The sequence below is a fragment of the Akkermansia sp. RCC_12PD genome (assembly GCF_036417355.1).
Lineage (GTDB): Bacteria > Verrucomicrobiota > Verrucomicrobiia > Verrucomicrobiales > Akkermansiaceae > Akkermansia.
The window spans coordinates 2,730,520-2,746,768 of record NZ_CP143889.1; the positions used below are offsets into that span (position 1 = coordinate 2,730,520).

The 16,249-nt window shown below is 58.2% G+C and carries 12 protein-coding genes; 8 read left to right on the top strand and 4 right to left on the bottom strand.

The genetic code is table 11. The features are described from left to right. The first annotated feature begins 9 nt into the window (after positions 1-9). Positions 10-1,380, top strand: a complete 1,371-nt coding sequence (locus tag V3C20_RS11525) for an MBL fold metallo-hydrolase (RefSeq protein WP_130082811.1) — start codon at positions 10-12, stop codon at positions 1,378-1,380. Next, a complete protein-coding gene (gene tmk, locus V3C20_RS11530) occupies positions 1,377-1,997 on the top strand; it encodes a dTMP kinase (protein WP_130082809.1) in 621 nt (206 codons plus the stop codon). Before V3C20_RS11525 ends, tmk begins: the two co-directional genes overlap by 4 nt. A gap of 85 nt (positions 1,998-2,082) precedes the next feature. On the opposite strand, the gene queC is transcribed toward tmk, so the two are convergent. From queC to V3C20_RS11545, 3 genes are read right to left on the bottom strand one after another with little or no spacing between them, the layout of a single operon-like run. After that, positions 2,083-2,751 (bottom strand): 7-cyano-7-deazaguanine synthase QueC, encoded by a 669-nt coding sequence (queC, locus tag V3C20_RS11535; RefSeq protein ID WP_130082807.1) that lies wholly within the window; start codon positions 2,749-2,751, stop codon positions 2,083-2,085. A 14-nt stretch (positions 2,752-2,765) separates the two neighbouring features. Beyond that, the gene (queF, locus tag V3C20_RS11540) at positions 2,766-3,173 is read right to left on the bottom strand and encodes a preQ(1) synthase (RefSeq protein ID WP_130082805.1); all 408 of its coding nucleotides are present in this window, start codon (positions 3,171-3,173) and stop codon (positions 2,766-2,768) included. A gap of 39 nt (positions 3,174-3,212) precedes the next feature. Further along, positions 3,213-5,669 (bottom strand): mechanosensitive ion channel family protein, encoded by a 2,457-nt coding sequence (locus V3C20_RS11545; protein WP_161981270.1) that lies wholly within the window; start codon positions 5,667-5,669, stop codon positions 3,213-3,215. A 391-nt stretch (positions 5,670-6,060) separates the two neighbouring features. Here V3C20_RS11545 and V3C20_RS11550 point away from each other — a divergent pair, with 391 nt between their 5' ends. Then, the gene (locus V3C20_RS11550) at positions 6,061-6,399 is read left to right on the top strand and encodes an RNA-binding protein (RefSeq protein WP_130082802.1); all 339 of its coding nucleotides are present in this window, start codon (positions 6,061-6,063) and stop codon (positions 6,397-6,399) included. A gap of 531 nt (positions 6,400-6,930) precedes the next feature. Here V3C20_RS11550 and gltX read toward each other — a convergent pair. Further along, positions 6,931-8,232, bottom strand: a complete 1,302-nt coding sequence (gene gltX / locus V3C20_RS11555; RefSeq protein ID WP_130082800.1) for a glutamate--tRNA ligase — start codon at positions 8,230-8,232, stop codon at positions 6,931-6,933. 173 nt (positions 8,233-8,405) lie between these two features. Between gltX and tatC the strand changes: the two genes are divergently transcribed. The 5 genes from tatC (at position 8,406) to V3C20_RS11580 (ending at position 15,601) form a co-directional block, all read left to right on the top strand. After that, a complete protein-coding gene (gene tatC, locus V3C20_RS11560) occupies positions 8,406-9,554 on the top strand; it encodes a twin-arginine translocase subunit TatC (RefSeq protein WP_130082798.1) in 1,149 nt (382 codons plus the stop codon). 23 nt (positions 9,555-9,577) lie between these two features. After that, entirely contained in the window at positions 9,578-10,414 is an 837-nt protein-coding gene (locus V3C20_RS11565; protein WP_130082797.1) for an undecaprenyl-diphosphate phosphatase, read from the top strand. A 329-nt stretch (positions 10,415-10,743) separates the two neighbouring features. Next, positions 10,744-13,032 carry a VWA domain-containing protein gene (locus tag V3C20_RS11570; RefSeq protein WP_130082796.1) on the top strand — a complete coding sequence of 763 codons (2,289 nt, stop codon included), beginning with the start codon at positions 10,744-10,746 and terminating at the stop codon, positions 13,030-13,032. A gap of 38 nt (positions 13,033-13,070) precedes the next feature. Further along, on the top strand, positions 13,071-14,810 hold the full coding sequence (locus V3C20_RS11575) for a vWA domain-containing protein (RefSeq protein ID WP_161981269.1): 1,740 nt from the start codon (positions 13,071-13,073) through the stop codon (positions 14,808-14,810). Between the two features lie 101 nt (positions 14,811-14,911). Continuing rightward, positions 14,912-15,601, top strand: coding sequence for a response regulator transcription factor (locus V3C20_RS11580; protein WP_067573621.1), 690 nt, complete (start codon positions 14,912-14,914; stop codon positions 15,599-15,601). Positions 15,602-16,249 lie beyond the last annotated feature (648 nt).

The following is a 16,249-nucleotide window of genomic DNA, read 5'->3' on the forward strand; positions in this document are numbered from 1 at the left end:
CCGCATATAATGATCAGTTTTACGAATATCAGCGGGGCCGAAGAGATCGGGGCCAATTGTTATCTGCTTGAAATGGACGGCACCCGGGTAGTGCTTGACAGCGGGATGCACCCGAAGAGGGAGGGACTGGCGGCCATGCCGCAGTTTGACGTTCTGGAACCCAATTCCGTGGAAGCCGTTTTCCTGAGCCATTCCCATCTGGACCATCTGGGCACCTTGCCCGTGCTGCAGGAGAAGCAGCCCGCGGCGGAAGTATTCATGACGCCCGCCGCCGCCGCCCTGTCTGAAGTGATGCTGCATAATTCCGTGAACGTGATGAGCGCCAAAAGGCTGGACCTGGGCATCGTGGAATATCCCTTCTTCACCCATGCGGACCTGGACCGGCTGTCCGACTCCTGGAACGCCAAGTCCTGCAACGAGGTGTTCCGCGTGGGCTTCCGCCAGAATCTGCTGGCCACCTTTTACGATGCCGGCCACATTCTGGGGTCCGCCGGGGTCATGCTGGAGAGCGAGTCCGGCCATACGGTGTTTTACACCGGAGACGTGCAGTTTGAGAACCAGAGCATGATTCCGGGAGCGGATTTCCCCGAATCCGGCGTAGATACGCTGATTATGGAATGCACGCGCGGCGGCTTCCAGCGCAGCGCCCATTATTCCCGGCCTGAGGAAATGGTGCGGTTCGGGCAGGCCATTGCCGATACGCTGGAACGCGGGGGCGCGGTTCTGATCCCCGTATTCGCCATCGGCAAGAGCCAGGAAATGCTGTTCAACATCCACCGTTTCAAGCAGCAGGGCGTGATTCCGGCCAATACGCCCGTGTACTTTGGCGGCCTGAGCGCAAAAGTGTCTTTATTATATGACCGTTTTTCCGGGCTGACCCGGCGGCATGACCACGATTTCAAGCTCAAGGAGGAGATTCAGACCGTGCCGCTTCCGCGCAAGGGGAAGGCTCCGCTGGTCTGCACTCCCGGTAACATTTACGTGGTTTCCAGCGGCATGATGACGGAGAAGACGCTCTCCAACGTGATGGCGGAGCAGGTGCTTCCCCATGAGAAAAACGCCATTCTTTTCGTAGGGTATGCGGACCCCGATTCCCCCGCGGGCCAACTGAAGACGACACCGCACGGTGAACTGGTCAAGATGAGGCCGAACGGGCAGCCGGTGCGCCGCAAATGCACGATTGACTGCTTTGATTTTTCCGGCCACGCCACCCGCGATTCCCTGGTGGATTACGCCGTGAAGCTGAATCCCAAACAGGTGATTCTGGTGCACGGGGACCCGGACGCCGTGGAATGGATGCACGACACGCTGGCTTCCCGCATGCCGGATGCCGAGATCATCGCCCCCGTTCCGGGGAAACGCTATACGTTCGATTCATGAGCTTCACCGGACAGAGAAAAGGCAGGCTGATCGTCTTTGAAGGCATTGACGGCACGGGGAAGTCCACCCACATCGGCCATTTGAGGAAGTATCTGGAAGACAGGGGCTTGGAAGTCGTGCAGAGTTTTGAACCCACGCGCGGCCCATGGGGCCGGATGCTCCGGGATTCCGCCGTGACGGGCCGCCTGTCCGTGCAGGAGGAAGTGGACCTGTTCCTGAAAGACAGGCGCGAACACGTGGAGACGCTGATTGCCCCGGCGCTGGCCCGCGGCGCGTGGGTGCTGCTGGACCGCTATTACCTTTCCATGATGGCCTACCAGGGCGCCCGCGGAGTGGACCCTGCCGCCATCCGCGCCGCCAATGAAGAATTCGCGCCCGTGCCGGATGCCGTGGTCTGGCTGGATATTCCCGTTTCCGTAGCCCTGGAGCGCATCGGCAGCCGCGGAGAACGCGACGCCTTTGAGACGGAGGCCGGGCTGACCGCCTGCCGCAGCGTCTTTGCCTCCGTTCACGAACCCTGGATGCTCCGCGTGGATGCGGACGCCGGACAGGAGGAAGTGGCGCGGAGAGTCCGGAAGGCCCTGCGGGAATTTTTGCCGGAAAATACGGCCGAATAAGGATTGAGCGCCGGACCAGGCATCACCGCCGGAGTCCGGATATTTTCCTCTGGACTCTCTGCCCCTTGATTTTTGATGACCGGGCTTATTGGTCCGCGTAAACCGTCGGATCCGGGATTCCGGCTTCCCGGAAGGCTTCCCGGCGTTCCAGGCAGGTGGAGCAGGCGCCGCAGTGGATGCGGCCTCCCTTGTAGCAGGAATAGGTTCTGGAGAAGTCCACGCCCAGTTCATGGCCTGTCCGGACGATGCCTCCCTTGGAGGTGTGGATGAAGGGGCGCAGGATGCCCAGCCCGGCATAAGTCCCCAGCCGGATGGCGTCCGTCATGGCGGCCATGAATTCCTCCCGGCAGTCCGGGTAGATGCTGTGGTCCCCGGAATGGGCGGCAATGACAAGCTGCTGCGCGCCGTGGCTTTCCGCAATACCCGCCGCCATGGACAGGAAGATGCCGTTGCGGAAGGGGACGACGGTCTGTTTCATCAGCTCCGTGTCGTATTTTCCGTCCGGAATGTTGTCCGCGCCGGAAAGAAGGGCGGATTTCAGATGGGCGGCAATGGGGGTGATGTCGATGATGCGGTGTTCCACGCCTAGACTGGCCGCCTGCCACGCGGCGCATTCCAGTTCCCGCGCGGCGTGGTTGGAAGCGTAGTCAAAGCTGAGGGCCAGCTTCACGTGGTGGTTTTTGTGCGCCCAGTGCAGGGCCGCGCTGGAGTCCAGGCCCCCGCTGAGCAGGACGGCGGTTTCCATTCTTTCCATGGCGGTTTTTAAGATTACAGGGGGCGGTTTTCCGGGTTGTGTTCGGCCATGGCGGTGAGCTGGATGCCGCCGCGGGGGGAGAATCTGCCCTCCACCTTCAGCCAGCGGGGGGAGATGGCCGCCACGAGGTCGTCCGTGATGCGGTTGACGATTTGTTCGTTGAAGGCTGGATAGTTGCGGTAGGAAGCCAGGTAGTACTTGAGGGACTTGGTTTCCACACAGTGTCCGTCCGGAACGTAGGTGATCGTCAGGTGGCAGGAATCCGGCTGGCCGGTGACGGGGCAGAGGGAGGAAAATTCGTGCGTGTCCAGCATGATGGTGTAGGGGCGGGTGCCGCGGTTGGGGAAGGATTCCAGTTTGGCGTCGTCCGGGCTGGTGAAGAAGGAGCTTTGGGAACCGAGAAGGGTCAGATTGTCAGACATGGTTGGTTGATATGGTGGAATGGTGAAGGGGCGGGAAGGTTATTCTTCCCGTGGGGAAGCGTTTGGTTCTTCCCCAGGCTGCCTGTCGGGGAATTCTTTCACGTACAGGTCCTGCTGGGGGAAGGGGATGGAGATGCCGTGCTCGTTGAACGCATTATAGATGCGTTCCCGCACCGTGGAAAGGCTGGAGGATTTTGTCATGACGGGAATCCATACCCATACGCCCAGGTTCACGGAGCTGTCTCCGAAGCTGTCCAGCACCACGCTGGTTTTCTTGATCTTGGAGAGGAAGGGCAGGGAGGCGAGCGTTTCCAGAATAATGCCGCGCGCCTTTTCCACATCCGTTCCGTAGGAGATGCCCACCTCCACCTTCACGCATTCGAATTTGTGGTTGCGGGTCATGTTTCGGAAGTTTTTGTTGAAAAGCTGGGAGTTCTGGAAGGCGATGATGGAGCCGTCCAGCGTTTCGATCATCGTGGAACGGTACCCCAGGGAGGAGACGCGCCCCCGGTAGCCGTCGCATTCAATCATGTCCCCCTGCCGCAGGCGCCCCAGCATCAGGGAGAGGCCGCTGATGATGTTTTCAATGGTGTCTTTCAGGGCGAATCCTATCCCCATGCTCAAGCCGCCCATGACCATCAGGATGCCGTTGTAGTTGGCATTCATGATGACCAGGGCCGTGAAGACGAACAGCCCCCACAGGAACAGGGTGGAGAGCGTGACAAAGGTGGGGATGGTGCCTACTTCATAGTTTTCCCCGTAGATTTCCCGGAGCGTGTTTTTCCCCAGGAAGATAAGGTAGTTGAGCACGATGGCGATCAGGATGACCAGAATGACGTGGCTCCAGCTGAAGGAGATGAGGTCCTTGATTTCCGTAGTAGTGTAAATCTTGCTGATGATGAGGTCGCCCATGTCGAAGGTGGCGGCGGGCCAGATCAGGCTGAACAGGATGAGGAAGATGGCCAGGCAGGGCAGGACGAGCTTGGAGATGAAGGGGCGGAACCAGACGATTTCCTTTTTATTCCGCTCCTTCCGGCGTTTTTCATAATGGTGCAGCAGGTCCCACAGGCCCACCAGAAGAAGGATGCTGGTCATCAGCATGATCCAGGTCATCAGCACCAGGAAGGCCATGAAGCTGAAACCCGCCCAGCACAGGATGCTGCCCAGGATGGTGAAGACCAGGGAAATGGTGGCGAAAAAGCGGTCCAGACGGGGCAGCCTGTGCCGCTGCCGCACCCAGGTCAGCAGGGAGAAAAGGGAAACCAGGGTAAACAGGACGGGCATGGAGACGTTCACCACGATGTTAGGGGCCATGAACATGCGCAGCAGCATGAAGAAGCCGCCCAGCAGGAGATAGGGCATGTAGATGCGTATTCCCGCGTTAATGGTGCCGTATTTCAGGCGCGTAACCAGGGAAAACAGGATGGCGCTGGACAGCAGAAGGAATTCGGCTCCCAGAGAAGCCGCGCTTTTCAGAAGGTAGTCCGTGCTCTGCATTTCTGAAACAATAAGCAGCACGGCTATCAGCAGGATGGTGGTGACATTGGTGAATGCGTGGCGCTTGTCGTAGTTTCCCGACTTTTCCAGTGTCTTTTTAAAACCCCACCATACAATGGCGCGGGAAAGCAGGTAGGCGCACAGGAGCATGCCCAGCAGGACCATCCCATAATGCTGGAGCGTCCCGCGGTCGGAAGGGAGCTGGAGCTTGCTGTCCGCGGATGATTCCCATGCGGACATGCATGCCCTGTAAATCATGGAGGGTTTCAGGAAAATGTATCTGGCAATGTGTGATGGTGTGTAGAATACCTTGCTGAACAACGTATTGAACAATTTGTTGCTTTCGGCGTTCAGGGCGTTGACCTTATTTTCCAAGTTGTTGAACAGTTCCTTGAGATAAGCTAGCTGCTCCTTTTCCTTCTCCAGTTTTTCCATCAGGGAATGGCAAGTGGTCAGGGCTTCATCCCGCTGGACCAGGGAGGTTTCCGACAGGCCGTCCGTGTTGACTTCTTCCAGGGATTGAATCAGTTTCTGGATGCGTGCTATTTCCTCTGCCGCTCTTGCTTCCTGCCCCTGGAAATCGGGCCTGCGTTCATAGTAGAGCTTCACCAGCCTCGTTGCGGCCTTGCAGTAAAAGGCCATGGTGAAAATCTTCTGGTCATCCAGCGCATAAAGCACGGCGGACATTTCATACACCCTGGTGTCAAAAAAACTGTAGGTTTCATCCGCCTCCGTCACCAGGCTTTCGCGGATGGCTATTCTTTTCTCCACGTTCTTTTGCAGAATGGAGATTTCATGGCACAGCGCCAGGATGACAGTGTCCATTTCCGTAGCGGACTCCGTTGTCGGTCCCGCCGCGGCTTCCTGGGACTGGACCGCGTCCTGGATGGGAGCCGCGTTTTCCGGCTGCTGTGCGAGCGCCTGGGCCGCGGCCAGAAAGCCGGCCAGCAGGAAAGAAGCGGAACGGCGGAAAAATGTCCGGTAATCAGGCATGCTCATGAATGTGTCATTTCTAGGGGGTGCGGGCTTCATGGTCAAGGGTTATATTCCCGCCTTTTCCATTCGGGCAGGAACCTTCCGCTGCTGGCGCGGCAGGAATTTACGGACTGGCGCCATCCACGAAAGACGAGATGGCAGGGAGTTTTTGGAATATGCTTTCGCCGTTTTATCCCTCGTCCGGTGCAGAAGGACGGCTGTCCTCCGGAAATTTGTTGTGGACGCCTGTCGATATAATGTTTAGTTTAACGTAAAATATCCTTGGCTTTTTTTTATTTATAAGATAAAGTTCTCCGGACGGTAGTATTTGTTTTATTCGAAATTTTGATGATTCAGATCCCGGATTTTCGGGAGCGCATTTAAGAGAATTCAGGTCGGCCGTCAACCCCGTAATATGAACACAAAATTATATGTAGGAAATTTGTCCTTTGATGCCACTGAACAAGACTTGAGAGATCTGTTTGGTTCTTATGGTGAAGTGACTGAGCTATTCATGCCAACAGATCGCGACTCTGGAAGACCCAGAGGTTTTGCATTTGTAACCATGGATTCCACCGATTCAATGGGCTCCGCAATTGAAGCCGTGAACGGCCAGGAATTTCAGGGACGAGCCCTGGTTGTCAATGAAGCCAAGCCCCAGGAAAACAGGGGCGGAGGCGGAGGAAACTACCGCAGCAATAACAGCGGCGGCAGGCGTGGCGACAACGGCTATGGCCGCAACCGCCGTTATTAATTAAATGGCAAAGGAAGAGCGTTGATCTCTTCCTTTCATAAGAGCCAGGTTCTTTATGTACCTGGCTCTTATTATTTTATTGAGGCAGGACGGTTCTTCCAGCGGATGGTGGGGGAAACGGGTAAAAGAAAAAGAGAGCAGGGGGGTGTCCTGTGCCTCAGAGGCATGCTGCGCTTATGCCGTAAATGAAGATAAACGGAGCCGAAATGAGGAGGAAAGGAGTAAAGAATAGGAAAACGGAAACCTGGACGGCGATGAATAAAGCCGGGCCGTGTTTTCCCCATGCCTTCAGTCAGGAAAGAAAAAGAGCAGGCGCCTCCTGTACGCGTCCGGAGAGGCGGCTTGCCAAATCATGAAGCTTTCCGCTTACAAATACCGCGCAGGGAATCCTGCACCCGCGGGAAGGGATTTGGACAAACCTCCTTCCTCTCCGCTTCCTCCTGTTCCGAGTTCCGGAGCAATTCAAAAGCAGAATGCCGTTCCTCTGGTGGAGAAACGGCATCCCGATCAAAAGGCTGTAACTGCCCCGGTTCAGTTCAGGGACAAGGCTCGGATTCTTTTCAAGGATTCCTCTTTCCCCAGCAGGGAGAAAACGGAGGACAGGTCCGGACCTCCGCTCAGGCCGGTCAGGGCCACGCGGGCGGGGAACATGACAGCCCCCATCTTGACTCCGTTTTCCTTGGCAAAGGCTTTCAGCACGCCAATGAGTTCATGGCCGTCCCATACCGGTTCCCGTTCCAGCCTGTCCGCCAGTTTGGAGAGCAGTTCCACGGCTTCCGGCTGGACTTTGGCGAGCGCTTCCGGGTCCATGGAAAGATCGAAGAAGAAACGGATTTTATCCGGAACTTCCGCCAGCGTCTGGACTTTCGTCTGCACGGTGGCGATGGCTTCATCCAGAATGCCGGAGTCCGGCAGTCCGGCCTGCAGGCAGAACGGGCGCGCCTTGGCGGCAAATTCTTCCGGCGGCAGGGCGATGATGTGCTGCTGGTTGACCCAGCGGCATTTGGTGATGTCAAACTTGGCGGCGGAGTGGTTGACGGCTTCCAGGGAGAAGCGTTCGATCAGCTCTTGCGGGGAAAAGATTTCCGTGTCGTCCTTCGGGGACCAGCCCAGCAGGGCCAGGAAGTTCATGACGCCTTCCGGCAGGAAGCCCTCCTCCGGGTAGGTGCCCAGGGCCGCCCCCACGTCGCGCTTGGACATTTTGGAGCCGTCCTGGTTCAGGATCAGCGGCATGTGCGCGAACACGGGCGGCGTGACGCCGAACGCCTCAAACAGCTGGATGTGCTTGGGCGTGTTCATGATATGGTCTTCCCCGCGGATGACGTGTGTCATCTTCATTTCAATGTCGTCCACCACGTTGACGAAGTGAAAGATGTAGGAGCCGTCCGCGCGGCGGATGGCCATGTCCGGCGTGTTGGAGGCGTCCCGGTAGTCGATGGTGATGTCGCCGCAGATCATGTCGTGGAACGTAACGGGCTTGGAGCGGTCAAAGCGGAAGCGCCATGCGCCGTCGTCCTCATAGACGCGCCCGGCGTCCTGGAGCTTTTTGAAGTAGGCGTCGTAAATATCGTTGCGCTGGCTCTGGAAATAGGGGCCGCAGTCGCCGCCTTTCATGGGGCCTTCGTCCCAGTCCAGGCCCAGCCATTCCATGCCGGTGAAGATCGCGCGTGTGGCTTCCTCCGTGTTGCGGGCCGTGTCCGTATCCTCAATGCGGAGAATGAAGGTACCCCCCATCTTGCGGGCGAACAACCAGTTGAACAGGGCGGTGCGCGCACCGCCGATGTGGAGATAACCCGTGGGAGAAGGCGCGAATCTTGTTCTGACGTGACTCATGATGCGTTAGAGAGTAAGAGCCTGCCTTCCCGCGTCAAGCAGATACAGGGTTTGCATGCCAAAAAAGGCCTGTGGACGGCCGGAGCGGGAAGGCAGGCGTTTCCCGGATTTTTTTATGGCGTTGTCGGCCTTGCGGCTTGCGCGGCACGGCCTTTTAAGCTTCATTAAACGCCGTGTTCTTTTTAAAGCACATATTCCGGCTGCGGGAAAAATGGCAAATCCAGCGGGATGATGAAGAGAAGCCCTTTCTGGAGCATTTGGACGATTTGCGCACCATGCTGCTGAGGATGGTGTTCTGCCTGGTGGTCAGCATGCTTTTGTGTGCCGGGTTCGCCTCCAATCTGATGGACATTCTGCGCCGCCCCGTCAACCAGGTATGGGACATGTTCGAGGAATCCCACCTGCCCGCCGGAATAGATCTGGACTCCTGGGGAAAGGCCAAGGAAACGGCCACCGCTGCCGTGGGGCTGGACGCCGGCCAGCGCCGGATCCTGTTCCGGGAGGTTTCCCCCCGGCTGGCGGAATTGACGGAAGCCGCCCTGGTTCTCCGGGGAGCGCAGGCCCTGCCGGACGACAGGAAGGAAATTTTTATCAGGGAAGCCAGCCCGGCTCCCGCCGTGCGGGAACTGGCGGAAGCCCTGCACGCCAAGGATGCCGTCCTGACGGACGGAACGGGGCGGGGTGCCCTGAAAATGATGAGCGCCTTCCAGCCGGGTGAAGCGTTCATGCTGACCATCAAGCTTTCCCTGTATGCGGGCGTGGTAATCTCCTTCCCCCTGCTGCTGTACTTCCTGCTCCAGTTCATCATTCCCGGCCTGCTGGAGCATGAGCGCAAGCTTCTGTACAAGTGCATGGCGATCGGGTTCGGGCTATTCCTGGCCGGCACGCTGTTCTGCTACTTTGTGGTGCTTCCCAGGGTGCTCACGTTCTTCTACACGTATTCCCTGGAATTCGGCATTTCCAACGAATGGCGCATCGGCTACTACCTGTCCTTCGCCACGCAAATGATTTTAATGTTCGGCCTGGCGTTTGAACTGCCCGTGGTGGTGATGCCTTTCGTAAAGCTGGGCGTGCTGACCTATGATATGATGAAGGCCACGCGCCGCTATGCCATTGTGGCGATAGCCATTCTGGCCGCGATCATCACGCCCACGCCGGACATAGCCACCATGATGCTGATGGCGGTTCCCATGTACGCCCTGTATGAAATCTGCATCATCCTGGCGTGGCTGCATGAGCGCAAGGAAGCCGCCCGCGCCCGCGAAGAAGTGGCGCGCTTTGAAGAAGACTTCAACAACGACAATTCTCCCTACAACTCCTAACCATACATCCAACCATCATTACCATGAATCTTCTGGAAATCATCATTCTGGGCATCGTGGAAGGCCTGACCGAATATCTGCCGGTCAGTTCCACCGGGCACCTGCTTCTGACGGAATCCCTGCTGAACATGTCCCAGAGCAAGGAAGCCCTGGATGCCCTGGCCGTCTGTATTCAGGGGGGCGCCATTCTGGCGGTGCTGAGCCTGTACTACCCGCGCGTGAAGACGATGGTGGAAGGAGTCCGCGGCACGAATCCCGCCGGATTCAAGCTTCTGGTCAATTTGATTCTCGCCTTTCTGCCTGCCGCCGTGGTGGGGTTGTGCTGCGCCTCCCTGATCAAGGAATACCTGTTCAACACGTACACGGTGGCGTACTCGTGGATCGTGGGCGGCGGCGTGATTCTGGCCTACTGCGCCTGGCGCGCCAGGCAGGGAAAGAGCAATGAAGGCAGCAAGGGGGATTCCATTGAAACCCTGACGCCGGGCAAGGCCCTGACCGTAGGCGTGCTCCAGTGCGTGGCGATGGTTCCCGGCACCAGCCGGAGCCTGATGACCATGCTGGGAGGCATGTTCGTGGGGCTGAGCGTGGAAGCCGCCGTGGAATTCAGCTTCCTGCTGGGGCTGATCACGCTGGGGGCGGCCACGGTGCATGATGCGTACAAGGACGGGGCCCTGATGCTGGAAGCCTTCGGCTGGGAGGCCCTGGCCGTCGGAACGGCAGTGAGCTGGTTCTCCGCATGGCTGGCCGTGAAGTGGATGGTCTCCTACCTTCAGAAACACAGCTTTGCGGTGTTTGGCTGGTACCGCATCGCCATAGGCATCGTGACTCTGGCGCTGCTGTCCCGGGGACTGGTGCATTGAACCTTTGGTTTTTCTTCCGGAGGGAGAAAAAGACTCCCTCTTCACGGAAGAAGCCGTAAGCCTTCCATTCCCGGCAGAGGCTTCCGCGGCGAATTCCTGGCGCTGCAATCCTTTTCATTTCGGCTCATATCAGATGAATGGCGCCTTTGCGAGTACTTCATAAGACATTCGCATGATTGAAATTGCGCAGTTGATTACAAACAGGGATGCTGAACGTCATCCATGGATGGAAGGCGTTTTTCAACGGAAATTCCGGAGGATGATGCATCTTTCCGCAAATGTAACCTGATTGTAACACACGGCATCTTTTCTTATGGCATCATGAGGGCATGAAACTGATGCCGTGCTTGATTGCCGTAGTGGCGGGATTGGCCGGGCTGGGACATTCCCAGACACCTGACGGAGACATTGACGGCCGGAGCATCGTCCTGCCGCAGCGGCGGGTGATCCCGCCCGTCAACAGGACCGTGCGCCAGCCCGTCACTCTGGAAAAGGTGAACGCCCTTGTCCGCGTCAACGGACGCAGCGCACAGACCACCCTGGAACTGAGCGTGCATAATGGCGGAAACGTTCCCACGGAGGCGGAACTTGTTCTTCCCGTTCCGGAAGGAGTCGTGGTCAAAGGGTTTTATTACGGAGACGGAAAGGCGTGCTGGCAGGCTTCCCTGATGCCCGCCGACGAAGCGCGCCGCCTGTATGACCGCATTGTGGCGCGCAGGCTGGATCCGGCCCTGCTGGAATTCGCCGGATTCGGCGCCATTCGCTCCAGCGTATTCCCCGTTCCCGCCAAGTCTTCCGTGAAGCTGGGCGTGGTGTATGAACAATTGCTGACTCCGGTGGACGGACGCCTGGATTACGTGCTCCCCCGGACGGAAGCGCTTTCCGGCCATGCGGCATGGTCCATGCGGGTGGAAATCTCCCCCGGAACTGAAGGCATCGGGAATGTGTTCACGCCCTCCCATCCGATGGAACGCCATCGGCTGAAAGATGAAACCCTCGTGCTCACCCTGGCGGAGGAGAAGATGAGCCCGGGGCCTTTCCGCCTGTCATGGATGGAATCCGCCGCCAAAAAGGGGGAAGCCTTTTACGGCCCCGACATCAGCGTCTATGCGGCTCCGGATGCGGAAAACGGCAGGAACGGCTATTTTCTGGCCATGATCGGAAAGGATAGCCCGGGGAATGAAAAGCAAATCCGCCGGGAGCTTACCCTGGTGCTGGACAGATCCGGCAGCATGCGCGGGGAAAAGCTCGCCAGCATGAAGGAAGCGGCCAAGCAGATCATTTCCGGTTTGAATCCCGGGGAACGTTTCAATATCATCACTTATAACGAAGGCGTGAATCTGTTTGAGGCGGCTCCCGTGGAAAAGAACGCCGCTACGGAAAAAGCGGCGCACGCGTGGCTGGATGCCGTGGTGGCGCGCGGCGGCACGAACATTCATGAAGCTCTGGCGACGGCGCTGGCCCAGCCCTCCCGCGAAGGGATGCTGCCGGTCGTGCTGTTTTTGACGGACGGCCTGCCGACCATCGGCCGGACTTCAGAGAAATCCATTGCCTCCCTGGCCGGAGAGGGCAACAGGGAAGGACGGCGCATTTTCACCATCGGAGTGGGGGAGGACGTAAACGCCCCCCTTCTGAGGCGCATGGCGGAAATTTCCGGCGGGTTGCCCTCCTACGTGCTTTCCGGAGAAAACCTGGAACTCAAGCTGGCGCAGGTATTCCGCCAGTTGTACGGTCCGGTGTTCCGGAACGTTCGCTATTCCGTCTGCTCCCTGGACGGCAGGGAACAGCCGGGAAGGGTGCAGGATGCCATTCCTTCCGGGCGGCTGCCGGACATCTATTCCGGAGCGCCTGCCGTTTTGGCCGGCAGGTATGTGGGCACGTCTCCTTTTCTGCTGAAAGGGACCTGTCTGGACCGGAGCAACAGGGAACAGTCGTTTTCCGTAGTGGTGGCGCCGGAACGGATTTCCAGCGTGAAAGATGACTTTACGGCCAGAATGTGGGCGGCGCGCAAAATAGGCAGCCTGGAAACCGCCCTGATGGACATGGGAGCGGACCCCGCCCATACGGGAGTGCTGGGAAATGATCCCCGGACCCGGGAACTGGTTGAGGAAATCATGCAGCTTTCCCGGGATTTCGGAATACTGAGTTCGGCGGCCTCCTTCTTTGCGGACGACGGCAGTTCCGCTCCGTGGCGGGGAGAATCTGTCTCCCCCTCGTCCTCCAGGTTCCGGGATTATGGACGGGTGATGCAGGAATCGCGCGAAGGGCTGGGTTCCATCGCCCTGCAGAGAAATGCCGTGGAAAAAAAGAGGGAATTGTCCGTCAACAAATTCAACCGCCAGATGGACAAGCACGGGCGTTCCGTTTCCTTTGAAGGAACGGCCCAGATCGCCCAGAACGGTTATTTCAACCAGAACGGAGTATGGATGGAAAATACGGTCCTACGCACTCCGGACAAGGAAAGTCCCGTCCGTACCGTGCAAGTGGGTACGCCGGAATACGCCGCCGTGGCGGACAAGCTGATCAGCACGAACCGCCAGGGGCTTCTGGCCCTGGACGGCTCCGTCATGATCCGCCTGGACGGGGAAACCGTGCTGATGCAGAACTCGTTCCCGTAATCCTTTCAACTATACATCTAACAACAAACACACCAATCATGATGAACCATGCTGTCAAATACTCGCTGGCTTTGCTGGGCTCCGGAGCGCTTTGCGCCTCTGCTGAATCAAAGACTGAACAGCCGGAAAACGTTCCACCTCCGGAACAGGAGGCCGGAACCGGGGCGTTGCCTGCACCTGGCTTGAGGTCGATTTCCTTCATGGGAGCGGGAACAGAGAAGAGCGACGCTGAAAAACGGAAAATACATGCCGCAATAGCACGTACGGAAGATCGGAAACTTCGCCGTGAACCTCGTGAAATTCCGGGCATTGCCATTTCAAAGTCCCGTCCGGACAGCCCGGAAGCAGGGAACATTGTTCTCACCATAAGCCAGGTTCCCTCCGGTCCGGACCGGCAGTCAATTCCTCCGGCTTCACTTGCCACCAGCAACGCTTCCGGCCATGATGGAGCGGAAAAGGCGTCCTATTCCATCATTACGGCGGCAGACTCTGAAAAGGCGGGAGAATTCACGGTAACCATCTCCCCGAAAATGGATGATGGAGAAACGCGCAGCAAGGAATCCCATTCCGCCGTTGCGAACCCGGAAAAAGAAGTCGGGACAGCCCCGCAGCCAAAAAACAATGGAAAGGCCCCTGGCCAGGCCGCCGCGGAAAAGGACGACCGCGCCGTGATTCAGATAGCCCTTCTTCTGGACACTTCCGGCAGCATGCAGGGGCTGATCAATCAGGCCCGCACGTATCTGTGGAAGGTTGTCAACGACATGACGCTGGCGCGCCAGAACGGCAAACTGCCTGCCATCCAGATCGCCCTGTACGAGTACGGGAGCGGCAGGCTGTCCTCCAAAGATGCGTGGGTTCGCCAGGTGCTCCCTTTTACGGACGATTTGGACAAGGTGTCCGATGAACTGTTCAAGTTGAAGACCGGAGGCAGTGAAGAATACTGCGGCGCCGTGATGGACCGGGCCCTGAAGGAATTGAAATGGAATACGGAGAATCCCCACGCCCTGAAGCTGATCTTCATTGCGGGCAACGAACCCTTCAACCAGGGCAATGTACCCTATGCCCCCGTGATTGCCCGCGGACTGGAACGCGGCATTACCGTGAACACCATTTACTGCGGAAGCGCGGGAGACGGCGATTCCGTGCTTTGGAAGGACGGAGCCAGAAAGGGGGACGGCAGTTTCCTCAATATTGACCACAACGCCGCTCCTCCCGAACCGGAAACCCCCTATGACGAGGAACTTGCCACATTGAACGTTTCCCTGAACGGAACTTATCTGGCGTATGGCTCCCAGGAAGTGCGGGCGGAAAAACTGGAAAGACAGGCCCGGCAGGACAAATTGACGGAGGCCGTTTCCCCCGCCGCTGCCGCCGGACGGATCGCGGCTAAAGCCAACAAGGCGGCTTACCGCAACACTTCCTGGGACCTGGTGGACCTTTATGAAGAACAGGGCTCCCGGGCTGTGGAAGAATTGGGCAACACCGGAATTCTCCCGGAAGAGTTGAAGGGAAAGAGCGCGAAGGAGGTTGAAGCGGCCGTGAAGGAGAAGGCGGAGGAACGGGCCCGGCTGCAGAAGAAAATTGCCGAGGTGGGCAGGCAGCGGGATACGTGGCTGAACAAATGGAAAGCGGAGCAGAGCGCTTCCGGCGGAGGCAAGGCGAATACGCTGGACGACGCCATCATCCAGGCCGTGCGCCGGCAGGCCGGCAGGAAGAAATTCTCCTTTGTGGAGGAGAACGTGCCATATGAAAATTCCCCTATGAATAAAGAGCAGTAATGAGTGCGCCTGCGGGGTCTCCGGTCTTCCGGCGGCCCCGCAGGAATGCTCCGGCTGAAAAAACTTTTATTCCGTACTTCATTTCCTATACTTGTTTTCCCATGCACCGCTACCGCATTCTGGTCGTAGAAGACGATCACGCCATCAGAAACGGGCTTACGGACGCTCTGACGGTGTCCGGTTACGACGTGCTGCCCGTCAAGGACGGCTATGATGCCCTGAACGTGATCCACGCGGAGGATTACGACCTGGCGCTGCTGGATGTGGTTCTGCCCGGGGCAAGCGGTTTTGACCTGCTCAGGCTCATCCGGGAAGACCGGGCTACCGTTCCCATTCTGATGCTGACCGCCAAGGGGGCGGAAGCGGACAAGGTGCGCGGGCTGAAGCTGGGAGCGGACGATTATGTGGTGAAGCCGTTCAGTCTGCTGGAAGTGCTCGCCCGGATAGAGGCGGTGCTGAGACGCTCCCCGGAAAGGCCCCGGACGCTGGACAGGGTGGGGCTGCCGGAGGGATACCTGGATTTTCCCACCCGCTCCCTGGTGCTGGGAGAGGAGCGGATTGTGCTGACGACTAAGGAATTTGACCTGGCCCGCCATCTGGCCGCCAATGCCGGCAGAATCATCACGCGGGAGGAAATCCTGACCAGGGTATGGAAAATGGACCCCCGCCTGGTGGAAACGCGCAGCATTGACACCACCATCGCCCGGCTCCGGGAAAAAATGGGGAAAAGGAATGCCGCCGTCATCCGCACCTTGCGGGGGCAGGGATACGTCTGGGAGGAAACCGCATGATCAGCCGTTTTTCCTTTCATTTCCTGCTTTGGTCCTGCCTGCTGATTCTGGTGGGGGTCATGGGGTGGCTGAGCCATTCCATGCTGAATGCGGAAAAGAGGAGGCTGGCGGAGACGCACCAGATCCGCCTGGTGGAGCAGAGCCGCCTGGCCCTGTGGCGCATGGATTCCCTGCTGGCCGCCATGATTGCCGCGGAGAACAACAGGTCTCCCGGAGAATATTTTCTTCAAAGCGACGGAACGAGAGACTCCGGCAGGAAGGATGCTTCCGTGCCGGATTTGTCGGAATTTGCCAAGCTATACTTTCAAATAGACCCGTCGGGGAATGTCTCTTCTCCCCAGACGGGGCCGGGAAGCGTGGTCCATGTAAACCAGTTGAACCGTTCCGGCATGGTGCGCCTGTTGCTGGGGACCGTGAAAAAACAGCCTGTTCCGGCGCCTGTTCCACGGAAAAAAGAGGAAAAAACGGAGCATGTGGTCGTTTCCAGATCAGTCCATCCCGACAGAATGCAGGCGGAACAGAAGGCGTCCGTAGAAAGGAGTCAGAAGCAGGTGGCCTTTTCCCCCGTTCAGCAGGAAGCCGGGCAGCAGGAACTTGCCGTGGACAGCCAGAAGGCGTTCCAGCAGGGCATTGAGGACTACAACATGC